This window comes from Bartonella tribocorum CIP 105476 (genome assembly GCF_000196435.1).
In the GTDB taxonomy this organism is placed as follows: domain Bacteria; phylum Pseudomonadota; class Alphaproteobacteria; order Rhizobiales; family Rhizobiaceae; genus Bartonella; species Bartonella tribocorum.
This window is the reverse complement of the sequence record NC_010161.1, coordinates 1,138,490-1,163,003: the sequence shown is the minus strand read 5'-3', so window position 1 is coordinate 1,163,003 and position 24,514 is coordinate 1,138,490. Positions and strand designations below refer to the sequence as shown.

Genomic DNA, 24,514 nt, shown 5'->3' with positions numbered 1-24,514 from the left:
TACAGCTATTGTTTCTTATTCATGTAATCTAAAAAAGCATAAGGGGCTCCTGCTGCCAATGCTGCTCCCATTGGACCACCTGCCATGTAACCAAAAGCCATAGGTGCTGCCTGAAGTGCCAGAGAACCTATAACTCCTGCATTTTTCCACGGGCTATTACCCTCCATCTTAGAACTTGTACTATTGTTGGTTGTCGTACCGTAATTCCTTGCAAAGCCATGACCGGCGTTCATAAGCATATTCAACCTATTCCAACCGCTATTGTCTTGCTCCAGCCAACGTTCGCGATTGGCATCAACAACTCTCTGATTGTGAGTATCAAGCACTCCTCCCCCCTGTATGGCATTGGAATAAGCATTCCCATAACCCTGTAAGAAGTTATTGGAGGCTCCCAATTGATTTTGATTGGCTTGGTCTATCATGGCATTGGCTTGCATCATGCGGTCCGCATCACGATTATATTGCTCTAACATAGCACGCGCGTAGATAGAATCTCTTCCTTTCCGCACTTCCTCTCTGTGATCAGGAGTTGCATAACGACCAATCCCTGAGAAATATCTGTTAATTTGAGTGTCTGAATCATCTAATGCTTCTTGAAGTGCTTGTTTGAAATACGAATTTTCTCCCATCATACCACCAGAAGCTACATGTCGAAGATTCATCATTGATGATGTCGGATTGTAAATTGTATTCATCAAAGAGCGATTTTGATAATGGTTAGGAATACTACCAAGACCACCAATTCCATAGAGCGTCTGATCACTTAATGGCGCTACACGAGGACCGCCATAAACATTCCCACCCATCCCTGTATCATACAGATTATACGCATCAGCACCACCTCGCTTAAAGACATTCTGCATCCAAGCGGGAGGGGCACTTGTCTGCACCTGTTTTTGTTGTGTTGTTGACGGTGTTTCGCTCCCCATTTTACAATTCCTTCCTATAATAAAGCATCGTTATGCCATAGCCTTGTTTGGTCAGTGCACGTTTCCAGCCTAAACGCCCTAAAATCTCTATCTCAAAAGCGCCATTCTCACGCGCCCAATCCTCTGCAATCTGCAAATTGTCAACTTGATCAAGAACACCCTTGCCACTACATTCACAAATCAGTGCGCGCTTCTTTCCTAAAACTGTCTGCTGTATCTGGGTTGTAACCGCCGCTAAAAAGCGCGCGTCATCATCCAAAACAAGCCATAACTGTTTCTTGCCACTGCAAATCGCTTCAATAAGATCTTGCAACGTGATTTCATGTTTAAAACGTTCTACATATGCTCTAAAGGATGCAATGATGTCTTCCAGATAAGGCGCTATACGCTCCATATCCCAAGACGTGGTCAAATAGACTTTTGCCATTACCCTCTGCCTAAAGGACGTAAATCAACATCAAACCCCGTAATTGCCGTCCAAGGTTCATTTTTAGGAATGCGTAATTTAAACCGGTGATAACGATTGCGTGAACGACCGTGATAAGCACCTGTAGCATAGGAACATTCTCTCTCCTTGTGCCATGTGATCGGCGTCTGATGATTGCGAAGACGACGTTCTCCGATACTTAAAAGACCTTGCGTCGTATCAACTTCGGCAAACATCTTCGTGATAAAGTTAAAACTTCCATCCGGTGCCCCCATCTCTTGCGAAACAACCGTTGCCTCCATCGGTGCGCCCGTAAACATAACAAGACAATTGTTTTCATCAAAAGCACCAAGCATGGGAGCGCCACTTTGCCAACGAGGGCTGTCTAAAGAAGCAGGCAAGGACTCAAGATTGATCGAGATCTCATCTAACTGTTCTAAAGTATAACCTGTCGTAAATACGGGAAACAATGTGAAAGGCTTTCCCTGTATCGTCGACCATTTCTGCAAGCCCCAATCATAAACAAAGGTCGTTTGCTCGTTATTACCTCTCTTTAATGACCAGTAAATCCGGTTATCAATGGGATCTATAACCCCTTGCATCTCATCAAGAGCAAACTTATCAAAGCTTTTAAAAACCGTTCTATCAACTTTCTCAAAGCCTATCGGTAAAAATTGACCATCAGCACTCATCTGATAAAAGCCACCATCACCAGCAAAAAAAGCATCACTCCCTCGACAAGCTATAGAAGCTGCACTGCGCGCCCCGCGCTTGTCTTGAAGCTTTTGAAAAATAAAAGGAACCTTAGAGCCTAACGTAAAACAACCAGCATAAATAGCAGAACGCAAAAAAACGAGTGGATTGCTCGATTCTGTCGCACCTTGCACATATTCTCCATCATTAAAATTATGATAATAACAATCTTTATCACCTACCGTCCAATGAGTTGCGTCATTCAAACCCGACCAATGAATACGATTGGGATGATCTGTCAATTGCATCAAACAAACAAAATCACCCCAAACCTTGACCAATCCTGCTTTCGGTGGATTGCCTCCTAATTCTTCAAACCGTTCAGAACTACGAACCTTGAAAATTTGCGGTTTATCATTTTTGTTTACCGCAATAATGGATTCGCCAAACAACGCAAAGGACCATTGATTATCCTCATTTGCTTGATACATCACACCACTTTGGCTAATATCTTTCCAACCCTTGGTTTGGCTATCATAACTATAAAGCTTTTGCTTGCCTCCTACGATTATCTTAACACCATCGCCACTTCGAAACGCTATGCACCCCAAAGGCTTTTCTTCCAAAGGATGAGACACAACCATTGCACTAGGCATCGGAATGTAGCCTCCATCTGCCGGTAAAACATTCACAAGCGTATCCGTAAAGCTCCCATTGACGACCGCAACATCGGGGCGGTAATCAGCGATTGGAAAATAAACCATTTTAGAAATCCGTTGGAATTATCCGCGTGACGTTATGACGTTTAGACGTCTCTGCCCGTAATTCATGCAATTGCTCGGTAAAGTCATTATAAGCTGCCGTTGCACAATCGGGTTCTTTCAGAATATTCTTGTACAGTTCATATTTTGCACGCGCTTTGATCAAGTCAAATCCATGCACAAACCATGGGTGCTCTTCATCTACACGCTCTATCTCTGATAAACGTTGTGGAGAGAGGATGAGTTGAATCTGATACGCTTTATCCGGTGTGGGATAAAGATACAGTTTCCTATCAAAATAACTGTAACAAACCGGTGTTCCTTGCTGCTCTGATGACAACGAAGCCTCTAGAGCAAAAGGACTTCTCCGCTCTAGTTCAAGCTTATGATGTTGATCGGACTTAAGATAAACGCTTTTGATTTTGACAGCTGTTTCAAGATGGCGGGTATCGCTTGCATCATAAATCCCCTGCCCCGCCCGTGTTTGAAACGTAACATCACGGCTTTCGTTAAAGTAAAAACTTTCCCTCTCACAAAAACGAATAGCAGCAAAAATACTTTCTTGGATTTGCGCTACATACTCATCCGTGGTGTCATCAATCTCATCTTGGATAACAGACACCAAGTGCGAAAGCGTTTTTCTATGACGATAAACATTTTGACTAGCCGGTATTGGTCCCCCTGTCCTAACTCGAATATAATGACGCGTCATCAAAATACCTTTTCAATGATACAAAAATTATAACTAACTTGATATTACATATTATGTGTATTATAGTGCACTAATGGTAGCGATAATAAAAACAACAGATGAATTCGATGAATGGTTAGAAAAGCTTAAAGACAGAAAAGCTGCTAATATAATTCTTACAAGACTTCATAGAATTCGTTCAGGACTTTTGGGTGATGCGAAGTTCTTTAATGGCATAGGTGAATTACGTATCCATTATGGGGCTGGTTACAGAATTTATTTCACACAAAAAGGCGATAGAATCATTATATTACTTTGTGGTGGTGATAAATCCACACAATCCAATGATATTCAAAAAGCCTTATCTCTTGTAAAGGATCTTAAAAATGAAATTGAAAACCTTTAACTTTGAAAAACACCTCACAACACCAGAATCTCAAGAAGTCTTTTTAAATGAAGCCTTCAAAACCGGTGATGCTGCTCATATAGCGGATGCTATTGGTATCGTTGCTCGCGCTCAAAATATGTGCACCTTAGCAAAAGAAACCAATCGCGAACGTAGTGGATTATATCGTTCTTTAAGCAAAACGGGTGACCCTAAGCTTTCTACCTTAGTCGCTGTCTTATCTGCCCTTAATTTACAACTCTCGGTACAATCTGCTACTTCATAAAAAGGAGAGTTAATAGATCTCTCCCTTCAATTTCAGTGATTGGTCACGAATTCAACGACGATACTTGCTTGACCAGCTTGGACTGTTTTATCGGCTTTCGCATAAAGCGTGATCTCTTTATCAGAGGGAACAAACTCCTTCTGATTAGAAATCGTTGCTGCTTTAATACCCGCTTGTTTGATCTCTAACTCACCAAATTCAGTCCCACCAGCAGTGCTGCCTATTTTGACCTTCGTATCCGAAAACGCTGTCTTAATAAAAGCCTTGATTGAAGTAATCAAAGCACCTCGAGGCAAAGTGCCTATCTTCATCACCTTTTCTTTATCTTGGTAGCTAAAATTAAGACGCAAAAAGCTTACCTGCTGCGTATGAAGGTTTCTCCCCTGTAAGGGTTCTGGTAAATAATCTGCCATATCTTGTCCCCTTAATGATTTGCCACAAATTGCACGACCACAACACACTCACCAGCATCTGTGGTTTTATCTCTTGTTGCATAAAGGGTCATTTCTTTATCCTCTGGAGCAAAAACCTTTTGGTCTGTGGGGGTAAAATCTTGCGTATTTTGGGCTTTGATATCTTTTTCCCCAAACTCATTGCCACCATAGGTACTGCCAATCTTCAACTTCGCTTCAGAAAACGCTGTCTTCACAAACGCTTTTATCGAGGTAATCAAAGCGCCACGAGGCAAAATTCCGATTTTCTCTGTAAGATGCTTCTCTTTATGTGAGATGTTCAAACGTAAGAAACTCACCTGCTGCGTGTGAAGATTTCTGCCCTGTAATGGAGGGGGTAGTTGATCTGCCATGTCTTTTCCTCCTTAATGATTACGCTGCTGCTTCACCGCTGTAGGTAGGAATAACAATCGTTCCAAAATCTTGGGCTGTCTGTGCGCTATTTGGCATTTGGAAACGGGTTTTCTTCATTCCTATTAATGTCTTGGCGCATACGCCAAGTTCACGTTTATAATCAAAATATTCTTCCTCAAGCGTATAATTCGTTGCACTGTGATTTTTCCCAAAGCCTATAATCGCACTCTGTGCTCCTAAGAACACCGCACGACGAACACTCTTTACTGCTGTATGATCTGTCGATTTTACACCGTGTAACACATTGATTTATAATGATAATATAGCGTTATTCATATTGAATTAGAACACCGAATAACGTAAGATTCTCTCATTTCAAATCTGTTTATGTTGCATCAATTAAAATCACTCATTTGCACATCACAAGCGGGATGAGTGTGTGGATCAAATTTGTACAAGAAAGGAGTAAAAATGGCTCTTATGAACCGTCTTAATGCAAGGGCTGTCGCAACATTGGGGGCTGGCAAATATAATGATGGTGCTGGCTTGCTTCTTCACAAACGTAAAGATGGAGGTGCTCAATGGATTTACCGTTATACCATTCACGGGCGTCGTCGTGAAATGGGCTTGGGTGCTTTAAGAGATGTATCTTTAAAACAAGCTCGTGAATTGGCAACTGGGTGGCGCTCTGTTTTACGTGAAGGTCGTGACCCCATTAAAGAGCGCAATAAACAAAAGCGTGAGGCAATAAGCAATCTCCATTATTTAAAAGATATTGCACTAGATACTTTTGAAAGTCGTAAAGCTGAATTAAAAAATGATGGTAAAGATGGGCGTTGGTTTGCGCCTTTACAACTTCATATTCTCCCTAAATTAGGCTGCTTTCCCGTTTCTGAGATTACACAAACTGAGATACGCAACACGCTTGCCCCTATTTGGCATACAAAAGCTGATACTGCTCGGACAGCATTGATACGTCTCAAACTTTGTCTCAAACATGCGGCTGCCTTGGGATTAGATGTCGATTTACAAGCAACAGAAAAAGCACGCGCTCTCTTAGGCAAACAACGTCATAAAACACAAAACTTTCCAGCAATGGATTGGAAAGATATTCCAGCTTTTTATAAAACACTTTGTGAAGCATCAACTCTAACACAACTGGCTTTACGTTTGCTTATCCTTACAGGGGTTCGTACCAACTCTTTACGTCATATTCGTGAAGATCAGATTGAAGATGATATATGGACTATTCCTGCCGAAAATATGAAAGGAAAGCGTGATACAACAAAAGAGTTTCGTGTACCCTTATCATCAGAGGCATTAGATATTTTAAAACAAGCGCGCCTTTTATCTCGCAATGATTTCTTTTTTTCTGCAACTGGTCGCGGTCCCCTCGCTGCAAATTGTATGGCTCAATATATGCAACAGACTGGACTAAACGCCTGCCCCCATGGATTTCGTTCTAGTTTACGCGATTGGCTCGCTGAAACAACCGATGCCCCCTATGAGGTCGCTGAAACCATTTTAAGTCATACGGTCGGCGGTAAAGTAGAGCGTGCCTATCGTCGTACTGACTATCTAGAACAGCGCCGTGTCTATATGGATAAATGGGCGGCTTATGTCACTGGTCAATCTTAAGATATGGGGTGCATAACCCCATGATCTGTGGATAACTTTAGCTCTCTCCTCTCTCATTCTCTCTCAATAAGACTCATAATTTATTACATCAATAAAACTATGATAAAATATTGTTTTCTATAAATAAAATACCTTCAAAAATGAACCAAAATGTGCTTAATAAATAGGCATGATTTGGTTCTATTTTTTATTATGAAAGGATTTTAGAATGACAGAAAATGATATTCTTTTAACAGACCGTGAAAGTGCAAAATTACTTCATATGAGTGTCTCAACTTTCCGCCGTCATGTTACCAATGGCTCTCTCCCAAAACCTTTAAAATTTGGTTTTTTATCCCGTTGGTTACAATCGGATCTCTTAAATGTAATCGAGCAAGCAAAACAGCAACGTTATAACGACGTGGCATAAAAAAAACCTTGTCACGTAAGGACGGACAAGGCTTTCTCAAACTAATCACCCTCACAATAGCAAAATCCGTCCTGTGACGCAACGTTATAGGATTTAAAATGATGTGTTCTTTTAAGAATGCGTGGGGCATCACACGTGCTTTGCGTGGGGTTTGGCATGGGTGTTATGGAAGCCAACCAATCAAAAAGACTTTAGCTGATTTTACCTTTGCTACGCGTGCTTATAGCCAAGCCTTTGAGGTCCTTATGAGGCAAACCCCGCATAATGCATATTTAACGATCTCCTCTATTTTCTAAGGTAAATAACATGATACAAGATAACAAAAATATTTTAGAGAATAATACTCCTTTAAATGATAATGATAACGGCTCTTTAAACGAAAATACTTGTTTAGAAGCCATTCTTTATAAACAAGCATTGCAACAAAATGGTTGGGGGGGAATTGCAATCGATTAATACGGCTCTCTTACCCGTCAAGCCTTTTAGCTTATTACAGTTGCCAACGCCATTAATGAACTATGTTTATGACGTTGCGGATAGCCAACAAGCCCCTATGGATTTTATTGCTATCTCTGCTCTCTGTGCCTTGGCTGCTGTTATTGGCAATGGCGTGCGGGTTGCCCCAAAACAACATGCCAATTGGAAAATTGTTCCTAATCTCTGGGGTGTCATTGTGGGGGAAACTTCGACCATGAAAACAGGTAGCATGGACGCTGCTTTAGAACCTCTCTATGAATTTCAAGATGAATGGCATCAAGAGTGGGTAAAGAAGAAAAAACAGCAAGAAACAAAAGAGATTCTTAGTGAATTAGATAAACGAGAAAAGAAAAAACAAGCCTATAAAGCACTCAAAGATCATGATGAAGAACAAGCCCTTGCTCTTCTTTCACAAACTCTTGAACACAAAGAAAGTGAGGAAGATGATAGTTCTATAAAACGACGCCTTATCGTCAATGATGTGACCGTTGAAAAGCTTGGGGAACTCTTAAAAGAAAACCCCCGTGGTCTCTTGTTGGTGCGTGATGAACTGGCTGGTTTTTTATCTAATCTAGAAAGAAAGGAATATCAATCAGACCGTTCTTTCTATCTAACCGCTTTTAATGGTAATAAGTCATACACCTATGACCGTATAGGGCGGGGAACCATTTTTATTCCCAATGCAACTGTCTCTATTATAGGGGGTATTCAACCTGCACGTATTATTCCCATTATTCAAGACATGCACCGTGGAATAAACGATGATGGTCTTATGCAACGGTTTCAAATGCTGATCTATCCCGATGAACGACAAGAGCAGTTATGGGTTGATAGACCTCCCAATCAAAAGGCATGGGAAAGTTATCAAGGGGTTTTTCGTTCTCTTTATGATAAACCGTTTGGATCACCAAAATATCCGATAACTATACGCTTTTCTGCCGAAGCCCAAGAAATGTTTCGTGAATGGTGGGAAGATTTTCAGAAAAGAATAAAGAATGGTCATTTCTCATCAAGTTTAAAAGCACATCTTTTGAAAATGAATCAAACCATACCAACCCTTGCGTTGATTTTTGAACTGGCTGATGGTGGTCGTTTTGAAATCAATAGAGATGCCCTTGAAATAGCCTTGCGATGGGAAAAATATTTGTTAAGTCATGTCAAAAGGCTTTATGCGGCGGCGGATAGCTTAGCAACAGAGGGAGCAAAATTAATTGTCGAGCGTTGTGATTGTTTACCCGATGTTTTTACAACAAGGGATATTTATAAACGTGATTGGAAATGTTTCAAAGATAATGGAGCCGTTAAGCAAGCTTTAGAGCTTTTATGCCGTTGTAACTATATACGTGAAATCTCTGAAGACAAGAGCTCACAAGGCGGTCGCCCTACCATACGCTATGAATGGAATCCCTTAGTGACAAGCCATAAAACATCACACTGAGGCAATTTGGAAATCTTATAGAACATTAACAATATAACAGTGAACTCTTCAAAGCACTCCCCATTATGAGTTTTGGGGGGGGCTTTTTATAGGTATTATTTTATTTTTTTAATTAGAAATAAAAGTTATTATATTTCAATGCGTTAATGTTTTAAAGAAACAACCTATATTAAATACAATCAGTAAATACAATCTATGATATATATAAAAAGGGGGTTTGTAGGGGTTTTGGGGGGGTTAAGAACCGACAAAACCTATCAAAATACTCATTATGATATTTTAAAGCACATATCAAATTTGTCTTTTTTTTCATAAAACAAATAGCAAATTTTACTACTTTGCTGATCTTATTCCATGTCATGGGCTGTTGATAAGCAGCCTTTAAAAACCCCTTTTGAAAAAATATCCGCTTTTTTTATCAGTTTTTTTCCATTTTTATCGTTATTTGCTTTAAGTCAATTTGATTGAATTCGTTTTGATTCTTTTGATGATTATTGATCATCTCATAAGGCAAGGGATTTTTATTACAATATGCTGCAATCTGTTAAATATGATAATGAACATGTCACTTTACGCTCTCTGTTGGAATATTATCGTCAACAGGCTCAATCACCCCGTGAATTAGGAACCATGTTTGAAAACCTTGTAAAGGTTTATTTAGCTGAAGACCCTCTTCAATGCCAAGAATACGAAAAGGTTCAAACTTATTTGGAATGGGCGCAAGAACATGATGAAGATGGAACGGATATTGGGATTGATCTGGTCGCTACAATCCGTGATGAAGGGGGTTATGCGGCTATTCAATGTAAATGCTATGATGCCTCTCACATAATAAAAAAAGAAGATATTGATAGTTTTATTGCTGCCTCGGGCAAAAAGATCTTTACCCGTCGCATACTGGTTGATAGCACCGAAACAGATTGGAGTGACAATGTTGAACTGACTTGTGAAGGACAAGAGGTTCGTATTCAACGGATTAATCTATTTGATTTGGAAAGCAGTCAAATCGATTGGGGGGCTTATAAAGAACAAGGACAAGCTGTCCTTAAAGAGAAACCGAAGAAAAAGCTTTTAGATCATCAAAAAGAAGCCCTTGAGAAAGTCTGTGAAGGTTTACAAGAAGCAGACCGTGGCAAACTCATTATGGCATGTGGAACGGGAAAGACTTTCACCAGTTTGAAGATAGCAGAAACCATAGCAGGTCAAGGCAAACGTGTTTTATTTTTGGTACCCTCCCTTGCTCTTATCTCTCAAACAATTCGTGAATGGACAGAAGATACAGAAGTGCCTTTGCGTTCCTTTGCTGTGTGTTCGGATACACAAGTAGGTAAGCGTCGTAAGAATAAAAATGATGATGAAGCTGGTCTCGATGCATCAGACCTTGTTTTACCGGCTACGACCGATGCCAAAGAGCTTGCGCGTAAAGCCAATAAAACTTCTCTTGATGTAATGACTGTGGTCTTTTCTACTTACCATTCAATCCAAGTGATTTCGGATGCGCAAAAAAAGTATGATTTACCCGAATTTGATCTGATCATCTGTGATGAAGCACACCGTACCACTGGAGCTGTGTTAGGAACAGACAAGCGTGAATCTGAATTTATCAAGGTTCACGATAACAGTATCATTTTTGGCAAAAAACGTCTGTACATGACGGCAACCCCTAAGATCTTTACCGACAAGTTGAAAAAGAAGGCTGACGCATCTGATGCTGTTCTGGCGTCCATGGATGATGAAAAGCTCTATGGAAAAAATCTTTACACGTATACTTTTTCAAAAGCTCTAAAAGATAAACTTTTAACACCCTATAAAGTTATCGTCTTGGCTGTTGATGAAGCAATTATTAACGCAACGATTCAGAAACGCCTTAAAGATAAAAATTCCGAACTTATCCTTGATGATACAACCAAAATCATTGGCTGCTACAAAGCACTTTCCCAAATAGAAAAGAAAGAAGAAGATGGCATAAAACCTATGCGTCGTTCTCTGGCTTTTTGTAAAAATATCAAAACGTCTCAACTCGTTAGCGAACTATTCAATGACGCCATTGATGAATATCATAAATTTGTTCCAGAAAGTAAGACTTCTCTTATCTTTGATGTTAAGCACATTGATGGCTCTTTTAATGGCAAAAATCGTAATAAATTACTTGATTGGCTTAAAGAAGATACAGATGAGAATAACTGCCGTGTGTTAACCAATGTCCGCTGTCTCTCTGAAGGCGTCGATGTCCCTGCTCTTGATGCGGTTATGTTTTTACACCCGCGTAAAAGTCATGTGGATGTGATACAGGCGGTGGGGCGCGTGATGCGTCGCGCAGAAGGTAAAACAACAGGCTATATTATTTTACCCGTTGGTATTCCCTTTAATATTCCACCACAACAGGCTTTAGAAAACAATACAAAGTATGATGTCATCTGGCAAGTTCTCAATGCTTTGCGTGCTCATGATGACAACTTTAAAAACAAAATAAAAGCCTTAGAGCTAGACCAAAATGTTCGTCATGTGTTTGAGATTGTAGGAGTCACTTTTGACCCTGCTTTACAAGCAATGACCGCAGTTGTTGACGAACTCTCTTTCCACACGAAATCGGAAGGTGCTGGGCTTCATATTGGTTCAGTAGCAAGTGAAAATTCTCATAGCTATGAAGGACAAAAAGAATTCGAGTTTTATGTTGATGAATTATCGCGTGCTATTAAGCCCATCATTGTCAAAAAATGTGGGGAGCCTAATCAGTGGGAAAAATGGGCTGGCAATGTGGCTGCAATTGCACAAAATCATATTATCCGTCTTAAAAGCATACTCGCTGATAAAAAGAGTGAAGCTTATCGCGCCTTTCATGCCTTTCATAAAGAATTAAAGAACGGTTTAAATGACAGTATCGAACAAGAGGATGCACTCGAGATGTTGGCGCAACACCTTGTGACACGACCTATTTTTGAATCCTTGTTTGATGGAAATGAGTTTGTGAGTAAAAACGCCATCTCGCAAGCGATGGAAAAGATCTTATCTGAACTTGATAAGATGAATATTAAAGACGAAGCCAAAGATCTTGAAAAGTTTTATCAAAGTGTAAAGGATGATACAGAGGAGATTATTGAGACGCGAGCAAAACAGAATCTTATTATCAAACTTTACGAAGATTTTTTTACCAAGGCATTCAAAAAGACAACAGATAAGCTTGGGATTGTTTATACGCCTATTGAAATAGTTGATTTTATCTTACATTCCGTCAATGATGTTTTAGAGCAAGAGTTTGGACAAAGCTTAAGTTCTCGAGGCGTCTCTATTCTTGACCCTTTTACAGGTACAGGAACCTTTATTACAAGGCTTTTACAATCTGGACTGATAAAACCAGAGGATATGGAATATAAGTTCCGAAATGAAATCAAAGCCAACGAGATTGTTCTCCTAGCCTATTACATAGCAGCCATTAACATTGAATCGACTTATCATAGTCTTATGAAAGGAGATTATATACCCTTTGAAGGAATTTGTTTAACTGATACGTTTCTGATGTTAGAGGAAAAAGATTTTTTTACACGCTATATGTTTGAGAATTCAGAGCGGTGTAAAAAACAGCAGGAAGCAGATATCCAAGTTATTGTTGGCAACCCTCCTTATTCCGTAGGGCAAAAAAATGCCAATGATAATAATCCAAATGTGCGTTATGATACGCTTAATGATAGTATCTATAAACAATATATAACGAGATCATCAGAAAAAATGAATCGAAATAAGCTTTATGATAGCTATATTCGAGCAATTAGGTGGGCAAGTAATCGCTTAAGTTCACAAGGAGGTATTGTCGCTTATATTTCTGGGAATGGATGGATAGATAAAATCTCTGCGGATGGTATGCGTAGTTGTTTAGAAAATGAATATTCCTCTATTTATATCGTTAATCTTCGTGGAGATATTCGAAAAAACAGATTATCGAACAGAATGGCAAAAGAAGGACAAAACGTCTTTGGCTCTGGATGTCAAAATGGAATATCAATAACTCTTTTTGTACGTAATCCAAAAAAACAACAGCCTTGTAAGATTTTCTATCATGATATTGGGGATAACCTTTCTACAAAGGAAAAATTAAAACAATTGCGTGAATTTAAGAGTATAAAAGGAATAACACACTCCAAACAATTTATTGAAATTACTCCTAATGAAAAGCATGACTGGATAAAACCAAGAGATGTCAATTTTTATCAATTTATGCCTATGGGAGATAGGAATACGTCGATAGATACTAAGCTTTTTGAGGAAGTGTCGCTTGGTATGAGAACAGCAAGAGATTCTTGGGTTTGTAATTTTTCAACAGATGCACTAAGTACATCTGTGCAAAAGACAATTGATTTTTTTAATGAACAAAGGCGTCTCGTTGCTGAAAATCCGTCTATATCTATGAAAAAAATCATTGATTATGATACTACAAAAATCAGTTGGACGGATGCTCTTATCTCCAAATTAAAACGGAGCATAGAAGCAACATTTGAATCTCATCTAAAAGCTCTCATTCTTTATCGCCCGTTTATGACACTATGGCATTATACATCACCATTCTTAAATGAAGGTCTAGGACACACGCATCAATTTTTTAACTCAAATATTCTTGGCAACCTTGGAATTTGTGTTTCTGGAATAGGAAATCGATCAGGATTTTCTTGTCTTATGACAAATAAGCCAATCAGTTTTGATACATTGGAAAAAACGAGATGCTATCCACTTTTATTATATTCTGATGAAAAAAAACATCATAACCAGAGTTTATTTGCTGCAAGTGTAAAAAAGAAAGTTCGTGATGGCATTACAGATGCGGGATTAGCACATTTTAAAGCCGCTTATCCTAATGAGAATATAACAAAAGAAGATATCTTTTATTATGTTTATGGAATTTTGCATTCGGAAGATTATCGTGCCCGTTATGCTGATAACCTCTCTAAAGAATTGCCTCGTATCCCGTGTGTAAAGAGTGCTGATGATTTTTGGAAATTTGTAACAGCAGGGCGTGAATTGGGTCATTTGCATGTGAATTACGAAAGCATAGAGCCTTACCCCGTGACCTTTAAAAAAGGCAATCCAAAAGTTACAGAGATCTCTAATCCCGAAAAATTCTATTATGTAACTGAAATGAAATTCGCAAAAGCAGCTAAAGAGAAAGGAAAATCCGAAAAGGATAAATCAACTGTTTTTTACAATAGCAATATTACCATGACAGATATCCCTCTTGAAGCTTATGAGTATATCGTCAATGGCAAGCCTGCTCTTGAATGGGTTATGGGGCGTCAATGTGTAAAAACAGATAAAAAGAGTGGCATTGTTAATGATGCCAATCGTTATGCTGTTGAAACCGTTGGCAACCCCGCCTACCCTCTAGAGTTATTTCAAAGGGTTATTACGGTAAGTTTAGAGACAATCAAAATTGTTAAGAATTTACCAAAATTAGAAATTAGAGAAACTGAATAACTTATAAAGCATGCTCACATACTGGGTATGATAAACGCATAAGGGGTATAGAGCTTATAACCATAATCTATACCCCCTTTATAAATTGCTTACATCTAATCTTTAAAAGGAGTGTTTATATGCGTTATTCTAAAAAGAAATCATTTGCACTTTTAGATACTCTACTTTGGATTGCTTTAAGATTTATAAGAAACCCCATCTTAAATAGAGTTAGATTTTTTTACATTGCCTTTAAGAGATTATACCGTAATCTAAAATGAGTGCTTTATTGTTCTCAAAAGCTTTGTTTAAAGAGAGTTATATATATTCATTTTACTTATAGGTTTTGTCGGTTCTTAAAACCCCCAAAACCCCTACAAAACCCCTTTTTATATATATTATAGATTGTATTTACGGATTGTATTTAATATAGGTTGTTTCTTTAAAACATTAACATATTGAAATATAATAACTTTTATTTCTAATTAAAAAAATAAAATAATACCTATAAAAAGCACCCCCAAAACTCATAACCTAATGATCTTGATAGCATCTCTTATGAGTTACAAGCTATCTTTTTAAAAGCTTTAAAGGGTCATATGCTTTTCATAAGACACGTGTTAATCACTCACTAAAATGATCACTTTTGTCGGTTCAATTTACTGACACATAACTGACAAGTTTTATTCAACTCACATCATTGGTTATCTTTAAAGATTGTATTCTTGATATAAGTTATGTTTTAAAGATATTAACATATTGAAATATATTGATTTTAATTTTTTACCATTCAAAAAAATAATAGAGGGTCTAAAAAGAACTGACAAAAGCCTATTAAAAGGAATTTTACTGATCTCTATAATTATCAATCTCTCTTTAGATGTTTTCATAACAGTCTATAAATCGCAATTATCATATATTCTATTTATCATTTCTCTTATGAAAATGAAAAATGATGCCATGGCCATAAAGCATATAACAGCTATAGAAAATGCGTAAAAACAGCAGCTTCAAATAACTAAACTGTAAATGAACGCATTGATTATAAAGAGAGCACCTATAAGAGGCTATTAAATTTTAAATGTATTATAAACAAAATTCACAAAAAAAATTAAATTCATTTAGTAAAAAAACTGATAGGTTATAAAGATAAAAATACGCATTATGAGAGCCTTTTTAAATATTATAGATGTATAGATTCAAAACATAACGCAATCGTTTCATAAAGCCCATAATATAGCTTTAAACGCATATAAATATAAAAGAAGCAATTCATAAGCATAAGATATTATCAATACACAACGTATTTAAAAAATACAAAAAAATATAAAATATTATTTGACAATAAATACGTATTTTGTTATATGAAGACGATACGTTAATTTTTTTATTGTTATCCCCATTTCTTCTAAAAAAGCTACTTTTAGAACTTCACTAGAATGGGCGGGGTTATGCGTCATTTGTTTTCATTCCTTTCATCAATGGTAATCTTGATAATCAACAAGCTCCACATCTGTTCCGATAAAGCGAAAAATAACACGCCAATTTCCATTCATCTTAAAAAGTATATTACTCTTTATGCGCATTGGGAACGGCTTTTCTAGATCCTAGTAAGCTGAATATATAGCCTTGTCCGATTAGAACTCCAAAAATCGTAACAAAAACGCCTATGATTTGCATGATTTGAGGGATGAAGCCGAACAGGATTTGCACCAATAAGGCTGAAATAGGTACAAAATTGAAAAATATCGCCGTCTTACCCGGACCTCGGATCGCTATTCCAATATTCCAAAATAGGTAGGCTAAAACTGATCCTGCAACCCCTATCCAAAGGAGTGCGAATAAACTAGCGCCGGACATAGACATCGTTTCTTGAAGAGGGGATTCGAATAAAAAGGTTAGGACGCCAAGGGCGACGGTGCCAGAGAGCATCGTCCAGCTTGTTGTTTCAAGCGGGGTTGCGTTCTTGACAAATGACCGCGTGCCCACGGTATAGAACGCCCAACCAATGGAACCTAAAAGAATCATAATATCTCCTTTGGCAAAGGAAACATGGTTAGACAAAAATCTCCCATTTGTTATGACTAAATAGACCCCGAACATGCTAATGAGCATCCCTATAACCCTCTCACAGGTTGGGAAAGATTTATTCATGATAGCTTCAATAATATTAGCACTAATAGGGGTTGTCGCCATGATGAGGGAGGCTGTTATGGGATTTGACGTTTGCAAGCCAACAAATAAAGCGCCATTAAACCCTGCCACACCGATAATCCCTAGGAAAATATAAGAAATAAAATTTTGCGATAAAACATGCCACCGCAAGCCTTCTTTGAAAATCATAATTAAAAATATGGCGATTACGGCAATGAGAAACCGCTCAAAAGAAGCTGTCCATGGAGAAACAGTCGTTAAAGCTATCTTAGTGGCTTGGAAATTGGAACCCCAAAAAAAGGTTCCTACGAGGGTTAAGACAAGAGCTATTCTGGGCGTGATTTTCATTGGATAGATCCTTATACTTGATACCAAAGTGGAGCATCGAGACGTATAGAAGAAATTTGTGCGGTATTAGATGAGGAAAGAATAAAGTTGACCGCGGAAGCAATGTCATCTGGGTGAAGCATTTTGGCAAAATTCTCTGGAGGTATCTCTGGGAATCCTTTAAAATTGCGACGAAAATCCGTATTAACTTTATCAACTTGGATTGAACAAACACGGCTTGTTAAGTGAGGTCGCTCATAAATTTCTCCATACACAAAAGAGATGATGAATTTTGCGAGATCAGGGGCAAGATCGACCATTTCTTCAAGAATCGAAGGGGCTCGACCAATTCCATAGAGCGTAAACGCTCCACGCCCAATTCATAAGCATTTTTCTTATAATTTACAAATGTTTGTTCTTGCATGTAACGGCCCCCTCCCCACGGAGCCTTAGTTGGATAAGGCTTTTACTTTCCTTAAAAACTAAACCTTCAATTAAAATGCAATACCTTATCTCCTCTTGCGGACTTGCGTTGCATGAATCGTTATCGTGCTTTAATATCCTAGTCAATCATTTTTGTAAATTTATTTTATATTATTTTTCATTTTTTACATTATAGGCAATCCTTATGAAGCTATAGCAGATAGTAAGGGATTTTTCTATGGCATTAATATTACGTTGATGCAGCAGGCACGTGTAGCCTTTCCAGACGTTGTACTTAAGACTGAGCTAAAATTAGCAAATTAAACCCTTCTTATTCGTATTTGCGCAAGAGAACTGAGGTGTAACTTGTTGAGCGTAGAAACACCATGCATGATTATGTGCGCATTGAGCTATAGGACTTAGTTGTATTTAGTATTTTGCGGCTTGAATTTACCGAGGAAAGTGCGAAGCGTTAATTTATAACAGATGCTACTGACTTACCTCTAATCTAGTAAAGTTCTATCATGACAAAGCCATTTGTTGGGGTGTACGGAAGAGCTTTGTTTTTAACTCAAGTTAGAGGTATGTAATAGCAGATGAGTGCAGTACTCCTTTGCTGCAAAGTCCTCCAATCGGTTTAGCTAAAAATATTATGCCGCAATTAGGTGCCCAATATAGCTTGATCATGTCTATAAATTTTGGTTTAATACCTTTAGCACTGGAGAACTTTAGTAAAATTAATGCTGTGTGCCTCTATCAAGTTGTAAAATATATTATGCTTTAAGATCTCGGTAAAAATTTTCATGAGAGCCAAGTGCTAACAAGGTCAAAGTAATCGTGTGATCTTCATAGCTGTAAGCAAGCAGCGTCAATTGCTTGGCCATTTTAAATTTATAGACAAAAACACCAGAAAGATCACCTGTTTTGGCTTGACCAATGGTGGGCGTTTTCATAATGACGCGAACAGCTTGGTCTAGATCTTGTTTTTGGTTGGCATGCAGTTTTTTGACAGTTTTTTTAAATGAATGGGTTTGTAAAACTTGCATAGATTCAGCCAAATTCGAATGCTGTTACATCGCCATCTGCATTTTCTTGTTGTCCAAGTAAGATTGCTTGAATAAATTGAAAGGAGAGATCTGGATTTTCTTCGGCTATTTTGCCCATACGCGACCAATATTCAATTTGCTTAGGAACCGAGCGGCTATAAACAGACGCGTAACGCTTAGCCTCATTAATGAGATCATCAGACAGTTTAACAGTTGTAGCCATGACTATACTCCTACCCTACAATAAGGTGGTAATATAGTTCAAAAGGTGTTAAAAAGCAACCTTTGAAACACAATAACCTTAGCAGATCTCTAACACAATTCCTTCTCTCACAGCCATCTTTCTTAATATCTGAAAGAAGAGAAAATAAAAGATAAATTTAGAACTAAATGATCGAGAATAAGCTCTAAAAAGGTTCGGGATAGGCAGAAAATAAGTTAAAAGAATCAACGGAATCAAAATTCCCGAACTTCTATATAATCTATTGATTTTATATAAATATAGCATTCCTACCCCCTCCGCCACAGCACTTTTGTCGTGCTATAAATTATTGATTCTATATGTCTTGTATGTAGCTTGTCAGCAGGTTTTGCAGAATTTGACAGCAGGTTTTGCAGCAATTCATTTTTAAAATTCACGTCTTTTTTAAAAAATTAAAGGGGTTTTCAAAGGGTCTTCAAAGACCTTTCAAAGATCATTTAAAGACCCTTTAAGGCAGCTTTTTCTCCTTTGCTAAAAGTCGCAATTTGAGATGATGAGTTCTTGAGCTGGAATTGGATTATTTGAACTGCATGTATAAGATATGGTGACCTCTTTTATCTTAAATGGGCTAAAGCTTTTGCGAATCTCCGGCACATCATTGAGTGACAGAAGAAACTTTCCCTTTAATTGTGCAAGCAGTGTGGACATCCTCTGATAATCCTCTCGCTTAAAAAAATCCTTGCCATAGTAATCCTCAACACCCCAATAAGGCGGATCAAGGTAAAACAAGATGTTGGGACGATCATAGCGCCTAATAAACTCAAACCAATCTAAATGTTCAATGGTCACACCTGCTAAACGACGGTAAATAAGCTTTAAGGAGGATTCAAGTTTGAGACTATTAAACCGTGCACCACGGTGTGGATCAACTCCAAACGTCTGTTTTGCCACTTTGCCACCAAAACTCAACCGCTGCAGATATAAAAACCGCAATGCCCGCTCTAAATCTGTCAGGCTCTTGGGATCTTGGGTGCGTAACCGTTCAAACGCCTCACGGCTACTCACCTGGAACTCCAACAGATCCATGAAAGGGTAATAATGGCGTTGCAACACCCGAAAAAAATTCACCACATCATCTGAACGATCATTGATCACTTCATATAAAGGAACTAATTTTCTCCTTAAAGATACAACGTATTGATTTATAATGATAATCTAGCGTTATTCATGTTGAGTGAGAGTCCCGAATAACGTAAGATTCTCTCATTTCAAACCTGCTTATCTTGAATCAATCAAAACCACTCATTTGCACATAACAAGTGGGATGAGTGTGTGGATCAAATTTGTATAAGAAAGGATTAAAAAATGGCTCTTATGAACCGTCTTAATGCAAGATCTGTCGCAACATTGGGGGCTGGCAAATATAATGATGGTGCTGGCTTGTTACTTCATAAGCGTAAAGATGGAGGTGCTCAATGGATTTTACGGTATACCCTTCACGGGCGTCGTCGTGAAATGGGCTTGGGTGCTTTAAGACATGTTTCTTTAAAACAAGCCCGTGAATTGGCAACTGGGTGGCGTTCTGTATTACGTGAGGGGCGTGACCCTATTAAAGAACGCAATAAACAAAAGCGTGAGACAATAAGCAATCTCCATTATTTAAAAGATATTGCTTTAGATGCTTTTGAAAGCCATAAAGCTGAATTAAAAGGGGATGGGAAAGATGGAATTTGGTTTTTACCTTTACGCCTTCATATTCTCCCTAAATTAGGCTGTTTACCCGTTTCAGAAATTACGCAAACAGAGATACGCGATACCCTTGCCCCTATTTGGCATACAAAAGCTGGAGCTGCTCGGACAGCACTGATGCGTCTCAAACTTTGTCTCAAACATGCGGCTGCTTTGGGTTTGGATGTTGATTTACAAGCAACAGAAAAAGCACGCGCTCTTTTAGGAAAACAACGTCATAAGATCACTAATAGACCAGCAATGGATTGGAGAGATATACCCGCTTTTTATAAAACACTTTGCCAAACAACAGCTATAACACAACTGGCTTTGCGTTTGCTCATCTTGACAGGCGTTCGTACGCATTCCTTACGTTATATTCATAAGGATCAGGTTGATGGGAATATATGGACTATTCCTGCTGAGAATATGAAAGGAAGGGTGATACAACAAAAGAATTTCGCGTGCCTCTATCAACAGAAGCACTGAAAATTATTGAACAAGCGCGTCTGCTTTCTCGTAATGATTTCTTTTTTTCTGCAACTGGTCGAGGTCCCCTTGCTGAGAATGTTATGTCAAAATATATGAAAAAAATAAACTTGATGCCTGCCCGCATGGATTTCGCTCTAGTTTACGCGATTGGCTTGCTGAAACAACCGATGCCCCCTATGAGGTCGCTGAAACCATTTTAGCTCATACGGTAGGGGGTAAAGTAGAGCGTGCCTATCGTCGTACTGACTATTTAGAACAGCGTCGTGTCTATATGGATAAATGGGCGGCTTATGTCACCGGTCAATCTTAAGATATGGGGTGCATAACCCCATGATCTGTGGATAACTTTCTCTCTCATTCTTTATCAATAAGACTCATAAATTATCACATCAGAAATTATATGATAAAATACTGTTTTCTATAAATAAAATACCTTCAAAAATAAACCAAAATGTGCTTAATAAATAGGCATAATTTGTTTCCATTTTTTGAAAATAAAAGGATTTTAGAATGACAGAAAATGATAGTCTTTTAACAGACCGTGAAAGTGCAAAATTGCTTCATATGAGTGTCTCAACTTTCCGCCGTCATGTTACCAATGGCTCTCTCCCAAAACCTTTAAAATTTGGTTTTTTATCCCGTTGGTTACAATCGGATCTTTTGAATGTAATCGAACAAGCGAAACAGCAACGTTATAACGACGCGGCATAAAAAAACTTGTCACGTAAGGACGGACAAGGCTTTCTCAAACTCATCACCTTAGAGCTAGCACAATCCGTCCTGTGACGCAACGTTATAGGATTTAAAATGATGTGTTCTTTTAAGAATGCGCGGGGCATTACACGTGCCTTGCGTGGTACTTGGCATGGGCGTTATGGACTTACTCATTGCCCCGCTCATGATGATAGGCTGTTATTCCTTAATAAATTGGCGTACCTTATAAATTACGCTCACTAACGTCCTTAAGAAGTTCTAAAACATCAAGAGAAAATTGGCTATACAAAAAACTCAAGTGTCAATAACAATCCCCTGCTCTGTTTTTTCGATTAAAGCACCAAGCTTTCCTTCTATTTACAGTTTCTATTCAATATGGAGTGAAGCAAAATCATTTTTGTTAGCGTATTCTAACAATCCAAGTTTTTGATTTTCTGTATCTTGTAATCACGAGAAACTCATAAATATGCACAAAATTGTATCATATTAAGTAAAAATATTAATTTAGATCAAAATTAATATTTTATCCCATAAAATAATGTGAATTAAATTATAAGTTTTTTATATGTAAACAACAATCATGTTTTGGATATGAAAATGCAAGATAGATAGAAAATATCTATTCTAACAGTACCTATTGAAGAAATAGTCAAAATGTATTACATTAGAATTATTTTGTAACACATTAAGAGGTAATAAAATGGCTGAGACGACATTTACCTTTCGCGTTGATGATGTATTGAAAAATGAATTTTCCAAAGCAGCAAAAGCGTGTGATAGATCTGGTGCACAATTGTTGCGAGATTATATGCGCGATATCGTAAAAGAACAAAAAGAAAGAAGTGCACACGATTTATGGTTTCGGGAACAGGTTCAATTAGGGATAAATTCTGCTAATGCAGGCGATATAATATCTTCTGAGGAAATCGAAGCAGAAGCAAAGGAATGGCGCTTAAAAATACAAAGTAAACTAGATAGATCAACTTTATGAAGCTAATTTGGACACAAGTAGCACGCGTTGACCGCAAAAAGATACGTGAATACATATCACAAAATAATCCTTCTGCTGCCTTAAAGTTTGATCAACTTTTATCTGAAAAGATAGAAAAACTCGTTAAGTTTTCTACTCTTGGTCGTTTAGGACGAGTTGTAAATACACGTGAATTTATTGTACATCCAAATTATATCATGATTTATGATATTTCAGATGGCGTTGTTCGTATTTTACGTGTGCTTCATACAAAGCAAAAATTCCCTTAATCAACTGTATTTTTATTTATTTGGTAATTGAAGCAAATTATTTTTTTAAATACTGCACTCTATATCAGTAAGTAATGATAAATTATTACTTTTCTAATATTGCGAGAATATGATTGCATGATCGCTTTGCACACCATTTAGTTTCTTACTCGTAAAAGTGACGATGATGTCTCTCGTTTTATTGTCAATGATACGAGCGTGGAAAAGCTTGGGGAACTCTTAAAAGAAAATCCCCGCGGTCTCTTGATGGTGCGTGATGAATTATCCGGTTTCTTAACAGATATGGAACGCAAGGAATATCAAACAGAGCGTGCCTTTTATTTGGAAGCTTTTAATGGAGATGGTCAATTTACTTATGACCGGATTGGGCGTGGAACCATTTTTATTCCTAATGCAACCGTTTCTATTATAGGGGGCATTCAACCCTCTCGCATTCTCCCCTTTATACGCAATGTTTTATATGGCAAAGGCAATGATGGTTTCTTACAACGCTTTCAAATGCTGGTCTTTCCCGATGAGACAAAAGATTGGAAATGGGTTGATAGACCTCCCAATCAAGAGGCATGGGAAACGTATGAAGGGGCATTTCGTTCTCTTTATGATAACCCCCTTGGTTCACCAGAATATCCGCTTGTGATGCGCTTTTCTGCTGAAGCTCAAGAGATCTTTCGTGAATGGATGCAAAAGATTTTTAAAGAAGCCAAAGAGAACAACCTTTCTGAAAGCTTACAAGCGCATCTTTTGAAAATGCCTAAGACCATAGTAAGTCTTGCATTGATTTTTGAATTAACTGAAGGGGGGCGTTTTGAAATCAATAAAGATGCCCTTCAAACAGCCTTGCGATGGGAAAAATATTTGTTCAGTCATGTCAAAAGGCTCTATGCGGCGGCGGATAGCCTAGCAACAGAGGGGGCAAAATTGATTGTCGAGCGCTGTGATCATTTACCCGATGTCTTTACTTTACGTGATATTCATCAAAGAAGTTGGACGCATTTAAAAGATAATCAAACCGTTAAGCAAGCTTTAGAGCTCTTATGTCGCTCCAATCATATTCGTCCAATAGCCAATGAAAATAGCTCTCAAAGCGGTCGCCCTACCATACGTTATGAATGGCATCCTTTCGTTAAAAACAACAGCATCAAACAATGAAGTCATTGTCATCTTTTGTTATCCTTAAAACCTTCAAAGATCTTATCGTACCAACAAAGGGTTTACGTAGTATCTTTGAGGGTTTTTGTTTTATCATTTTTAAAAAAAAAGACATACAGAGGTTCTTTTAAATCTTGTGTCTAAAGATATCCAAAACACAACCTCTATAGGTTTTGAAGGGGTTTTGAGTTTTGAGGGTTGCTGCTATTATGTAAAAAAACGATAAAAAAATAAAAACATTATATTTCAATAGGTTAATATTTTATAGACCTTAAAAAAACAACTCATATTGATAATGCAATCTCTAAATTCAACTAACAATATACGTTTTGAGGGGGTTTTGACGATTTTTACACCTTCAAAACCTATAAGCAAAATTCGTAATAAAACTTATCAAAATACTCATTCTGATATTTTAAAGAACATAAGTGCATTTATCTTGATTAACCCGTGAAATGAATAGCAAATTTTACTACTTTGCTGATCTAACCATGCATCATAGGCTGTGGATAAACAACCTTTAAAAACCCCTTTTGAAAAAAATTATCCGTTTTTATGCATTTTTCTGCATTTTTTCTCAATTCGTTCAAAATGGATTTAATAAGCTTCATTTTGATTCTTTTGAAAAGAATTAACC

The 24,514-nt window shown here is 37.8% G+C and carries 24 protein-coding genes and 3 pseudogenes; 14 read left to right on the top strand and 13 right to left on the bottom strand.

The window, feature by feature from the left end; all coding sequences use genetic code 11:
• Positions 1-5 precede the first annotated feature (5 nt).
• From BTR_RS05190 to BTR_RS05175, 4 genes are read right to left on the bottom strand one after another with little or no spacing between them, the layout of a single operon-like run.
• A complete protein-coding gene (locus tag BTR_RS05190; protein WP_012231679.1) occupies positions 6-929 on the bottom strand; it encodes a hypothetical protein in 924 nt (307 codons plus the stop codon).
• Position 930: 1 nt separating this feature from the next.
• The gene (locus tag BTR_RS05185) at positions 931-1,356 is read right to left on the bottom strand and encodes a hypothetical protein (RefSeq protein ID WP_012231678.1); all 426 of its coding nucleotides are present in this window, start codon (positions 1,354-1,356) and stop codon (positions 931-933) included.
• On the bottom strand, positions 1,356-2,813 hold the full coding sequence (locus tag BTR_RS05180) for a hypothetical protein (protein ID WP_012231677.1): 1,458 nt from the start codon (positions 2,811-2,813) through the stop codon (positions 1,356-1,358). The genes BTR_RS05185 and BTR_RS05180 overlap by 1 nt, the downstream gene beginning before the upstream one ends.
• A gap of 1 nt (position 2,814) precedes the next feature.
• Entirely contained in the window at positions 2,815-3,522 is a 708-nt protein-coding gene (locus BTR_RS05175; protein WP_012231676.1) for a phage adaptor protein, read from the bottom strand.
• A 73-nt stretch (positions 3,523-3,595) separates the two neighbouring features.
• Here BTR_RS05175 and BTR_RS05170 point away from each other — a divergent pair, with 73 nt between their 5' ends.
• A complete protein-coding gene (locus tag BTR_RS05170; protein WP_012231675.1) occupies positions 3,596-3,907 on the top strand; it encodes a type II toxin-antitoxin system RelE/ParE family toxin in 312 nt (103 codons plus the stop codon).
• Complete coding sequence (locus BTR_RS05165; RefSeq protein WP_012231674.1) at positions 3,888-4,172, top strand: addiction module antidote protein; 285 nt, start codon at positions 3,888-3,890, stop codon at positions 4,170-4,172. Before BTR_RS05170 ends, BTR_RS05165 begins: the two co-directional genes overlap by 20 nt.
• A gap of 32 nt (positions 4,173-4,204) precedes the next feature.
• Here BTR_RS05165 and BTR_RS05160 read toward each other — a convergent pair whose 3' ends face one another.
• The 3 genes and pseudogenes from BTR_RS05160 to BTR_RS05150 form a co-directional block, all read right to left on the bottom strand.
• The gene (locus BTR_RS05160) at positions 4,205-4,585 is read right to left on the bottom strand and encodes a hypothetical protein (protein ID WP_012231673.1); all 381 of its coding nucleotides are present in this window, start codon (positions 4,583-4,585) and stop codon (positions 4,205-4,207) included.
• Between the two features lie 11 nt (positions 4,586-4,596).
• On the bottom strand, positions 4,597-4,977 hold the full coding sequence (locus BTR_RS05155) for a hypothetical protein (protein WP_012231672.1): 381 nt from the start codon (positions 4,975-4,977) through the stop codon (positions 4,597-4,599).
• A 19-nt stretch (positions 4,978-4,996) separates the two neighbouring features.
• A pseudogene (locus BTR_RS05150) lies at positions 4,997-5,284 on the bottom strand (phage capsid family protein); the annotation flags it as partial.
• A 165-nt stretch (positions 5,285-5,449) separates the two neighbouring features.
• Between BTR_RS05150 and BTR_RS05145 the strand changes: the two are divergent.
• The 6 genes from BTR_RS05145 to BTR_RS05125 all read left to right on the top strand — a co-directional run bounded on the left by BTR_RS05145 (position 5,450) and on the right by BTR_RS05125 (position 14,403).
• Positions 5,450-6,616, top strand: coding sequence for a tyrosine-type recombinase/integrase (locus tag BTR_RS05145; RefSeq protein WP_012231670.1), 1,167 nt, complete (start codon positions 5,450-5,452; stop codon positions 6,614-6,616).
• Between the two features lie 208 nt (positions 6,617-6,824).
• The gene (locus BTR_RS05140; protein ID WP_007347430.1) at positions 6,825-7,025 is read left to right on the top strand and encodes a helix-turn-helix transcriptional regulator; all 201 of its coding nucleotides are present in this window, start codon (positions 6,825-6,827) and stop codon (positions 7,023-7,025) included.
• Positions 7,026-7,123: 98 nt separating this feature from the next.
• Complete coding sequence (locus BTR_RS13430) at positions 7,124-7,321, top strand: hypothetical protein (protein WP_038473516.1); 198 nt, start codon at positions 7,124-7,126, stop codon at positions 7,319-7,321.
• 10 nt (positions 7,322-7,331) lie between these two features.
• Positions 7,332-7,481 (top strand): hypothetical protein, encoded by a 150-nt coding sequence (locus tag BTR_RS13775; protein ID WP_169309787.1) that lies wholly within the window; start codon positions 7,332-7,334, stop codon positions 7,479-7,481.
• The gene (locus BTR_RS05130; protein WP_012231669.1) at positions 7,453-8,940 is read left to right on the top strand and encodes a YfjI family protein; all 1,488 of its coding nucleotides are present in this window, start codon (positions 7,453-7,455) and stop codon (positions 8,938-8,940) included. Before BTR_RS13775 ends, BTR_RS05130 begins: the two co-directional genes overlap by 29 nt.
• A gap of 531 nt (positions 8,941-9,471) precedes the next feature.
• Positions 9,472-14,403, top strand: a complete 4,932-nt coding sequence (locus BTR_RS05125; protein ID WP_012231668.1) for a DEAD/DEAH box helicase — start codon at positions 9,472-9,474, stop codon at positions 14,401-14,403.
• 1,457 nt (positions 14,404-15,860) lie between these two features.
• Here the strand turns inward: BTR_RS05125 and BTR_RS13425 are convergent.
• The 6 genes and pseudogenes from BTR_RS13425 to BTR_RS05090 form a co-directional block, all read right to left on the bottom strand.
• A pseudogene (locus tag BTR_RS13425) lies at positions 15,861-15,938 on the bottom strand (type II toxin-antitoxin system RelE/ParE family toxin); the annotation flags it as partial.
• Between the two features lie 13 nt (positions 15,939-15,951).
• Positions 15,952-16,884, bottom strand: a complete 933-nt coding sequence (locus BTR_RS05110) for a DMT family transporter (RefSeq protein WP_012231667.1) — start codon at positions 16,882-16,884, stop codon at positions 15,952-15,954.
• Between the two features lie 11 nt (positions 16,885-16,895).
• On the bottom strand, positions 16,896-17,183 hold the full coding sequence (locus tag BTR_RS05105; protein WP_012231666.1) for a hypothetical protein: 288 nt from the start codon (positions 17,181-17,183) through the stop codon (positions 16,896-16,898).
• A gap of 876 nt (positions 17,184-18,059) precedes the next feature.
• Entirely contained in the window at positions 18,060-18,332 is a 273-nt protein-coding gene (locus tag BTR_RS05100; RefSeq protein ID WP_012231665.1) for a type II toxin-antitoxin system RelE/ParE family toxin, read from the bottom strand.
• A gap of 4 nt (positions 18,333-18,336) precedes the next feature.
• The gene (locus BTR_RS05095; RefSeq protein ID WP_005773872.1) at positions 18,337-18,555 is read right to left on the bottom strand and encodes a TA system antitoxin ParD family protein; all 219 of its coding nucleotides are present in this window, start codon (positions 18,553-18,555) and stop codon (positions 18,337-18,339) included.
• 510 nt (positions 18,556-19,065) lie between these two features.
• A complete protein-coding gene (locus BTR_RS05090) occupies positions 19,066-19,749 on the bottom strand; it encodes a DNA adenine methylase (RefSeq protein WP_244393520.1) in 684 nt (227 codons plus the stop codon).
• A 150-nt stretch (positions 19,750-19,899) separates the two neighbouring features.
• Here BTR_RS05090 and BTR_RS05085 point away from each other — a divergent pair.
• The 6 genes and pseudogenes from BTR_RS05085 (at position 19,900) to BTR_RS05065 (ending at position 23,877) form a co-directional block, all read left to right on the top strand.
• Positions 19,900-21,064: pseudogene (locus BTR_RS05085) on the top strand (tyrosine-type recombinase/integrase).
• Positions 21,065-21,264: 200 nt separating this feature from the next.
• The gene (locus BTR_RS05080) at positions 21,265-21,465 is read left to right on the top strand and encodes a helix-turn-helix transcriptional regulator (RefSeq protein ID WP_012231078.1); all 201 of its coding nucleotides are present in this window, start codon (positions 21,265-21,267) and stop codon (positions 21,463-21,465) included.
• Positions 21,466-21,561: 96 nt separating this feature from the next.
• On the top strand, positions 21,562-21,711 hold the full coding sequence (locus tag BTR_RS13125; RefSeq protein ID WP_169309788.1) for a hypothetical protein: 150 nt from the start codon (positions 21,562-21,564) through the stop codon (positions 21,709-21,711).
• A gap of 457 nt (positions 21,712-22,168) precedes the next feature.
• Complete coding sequence (locus BTR_RS05075; RefSeq protein WP_012231079.1) at positions 22,169-22,459, top strand: CopG family ribbon-helix-helix protein; 291 nt, start codon at positions 22,169-22,171, stop codon at positions 22,457-22,459.
• Complete coding sequence (locus tag BTR_RS05070; protein ID WP_012231080.1) at positions 22,456-22,728, top strand: type II toxin-antitoxin system RelE/ParE family toxin; 273 nt, start codon at positions 22,456-22,458, stop codon at positions 22,726-22,728. Before BTR_RS05075 ends, BTR_RS05070 begins: the two co-directional genes overlap by 4 nt.
• Before the next feature lie 180 nt (positions 22,729-22,908).
• Entirely contained in the window at positions 22,909-23,877 is a 969-nt protein-coding gene (locus tag BTR_RS05065) for a DUF3987 domain-containing protein (RefSeq protein WP_081458160.1), read from the top strand.
• Positions 23,878-24,514 lie beyond the last annotated feature (637 nt).

Excerpts from the sequence above, each read along its gene's own strand:
- BTR_RS05080 (WP_012231078.1), top strand. The coding sequence starts at position 21,265 with ATGACAGAAAATGATAGTCTTTTAACAGACCGTGAAAGTGCAAAATTG.
- BTR_RS05175 (WP_012231676.1), bottom strand. The coding sequence starts at position 3,522 with ATGACGCGTCATTATATTCGAGTTAGGACAGGGGGACCAATACCGGCT.
- BTR_RS05185 (WP_012231678.1), bottom strand. The coding sequence starts at position 1,356 with ATGGCAAAAGTCTATTTGACCACGTCTTGGGATATGGAGCGTATAGCG.
- BTR_RS05070 (WP_012231080.1), top strand. The coding sequence starts at position 22,456 with ATGAAGCTAATTTGGACACAAGTAGCACGCGTTGACCGCAAAAAGATA.
- BTR_RS05125 (WP_012231668.1), top strand. The coding sequence starts at position 9,472 with ATGCTGCAATCTGTTAAATATGATAATGAACATGTCACTTTACGCTCT.
- BTR_RS05110 (WP_012231667.1), bottom strand. The coding sequence starts at position 16,884 with ATGAAAATCACGCCCAGAATAGCTCTTGTCTTAACCCTCGTAGGAACC.
- BTR_RS05130 (WP_012231669.1), top strand. The coding sequence starts at position 7,453 with ATGGTTGGGGGGGAATTGCAATCGATTAATACGGCTCTCTTACCCGTC.
- BTR_RS13430 (WP_038473516.1), top strand. The coding sequence starts at position 7,124 with ATGATGTGTTCTTTTAAGAATGCGTGGGGCATCACACGTGCTTTGCGT.
- BTR_RS05155 (WP_012231672.1), bottom strand. The coding sequence starts at position 4,977 with ATGGCAGATCAACTACCCCCTCCATTACAGGGCAGAAATCTTCACACG.
- BTR_RS05180 (WP_012231677.1), bottom strand. The coding sequence starts at position 2,813 with ATGGTTTATTTTCCAATCGCTGATTACCGCCCCGATGTTGCGGTCGTC.
- BTR_RS05170 (WP_012231675.1), top strand. The coding sequence starts at position 3,596 with ATGGTAGCGATAATAAAAACAACAGATGAATTCGATGAATGGTTAGAA.
- BTR_RS05140 (WP_007347430.1), top strand. The coding sequence starts at position 6,825 with ATGACAGAAAATGATATTCTTTTAACAGACCGTGAAAGTGCAAAATTA.
- BTR_RS13775 (WP_169309787.1), top strand. The coding sequence starts at position 7,332 with ATGATACAAGATAACAAAAATATTTTAGAGAATAATACTCCTTTAAAT.
- BTR_RS13125 (WP_169309788.1), top strand. The coding sequence starts at position 21,562 with ATGATGTGTTCTTTTAAGAATGCGCGGGGCATTACACGTGCCTTGCGT.
- BTR_RS05190 (WP_012231679.1), bottom strand. The coding sequence starts at position 929 with ATGGGGAGCGAAACACCGTCAACAACACAACAAAAACAGGTGCAGACA.
- BTR_RS05095 (WP_005773872.1), bottom strand. The coding sequence starts at position 18,555 with ATGGCTACAACTGTTAAACTGTCTGATGATCTCATTAATGAGGCTAAG.
- BTR_RS05075 (WP_012231079.1), top strand. The coding sequence starts at position 22,169 with ATGGCTGAGACGACATTTACCTTTCGCGTTGATGATGTATTGAAAAAT.
- BTR_RS05165 (WP_012231674.1), top strand. The coding sequence starts at position 3,888 with ATGAAATTGAAAACCTTTAACTTTGAAAAACACCTCACAACACCAGAA.
- BTR_RS05145 (WP_012231670.1), top strand. The coding sequence starts at position 5,450 with ATGGCTCTTATGAACCGTCTTAATGCAAGGGCTGTCGCAACATTGGGG.
- BTR_RS05160 (WP_012231673.1), bottom strand. The coding sequence starts at position 4,585 with ATGGCAGATTATTTACCAGAACCCTTACAGGGGAGAAACCTTCATACG.
- BTR_RS05105 (WP_012231666.1), bottom strand. The coding sequence starts at position 17,183 with ATGGTCGATCTTGCCCCTGATCTCGCAAAATTCATCATCTCTTTTGTG.
- BTR_RS05100 (WP_012231665.1), bottom strand. The coding sequence starts at position 18,332 with ATGCAAGTTTTACAAACCCATTCATTTAAAAAAACTGTCAAAAAACTG.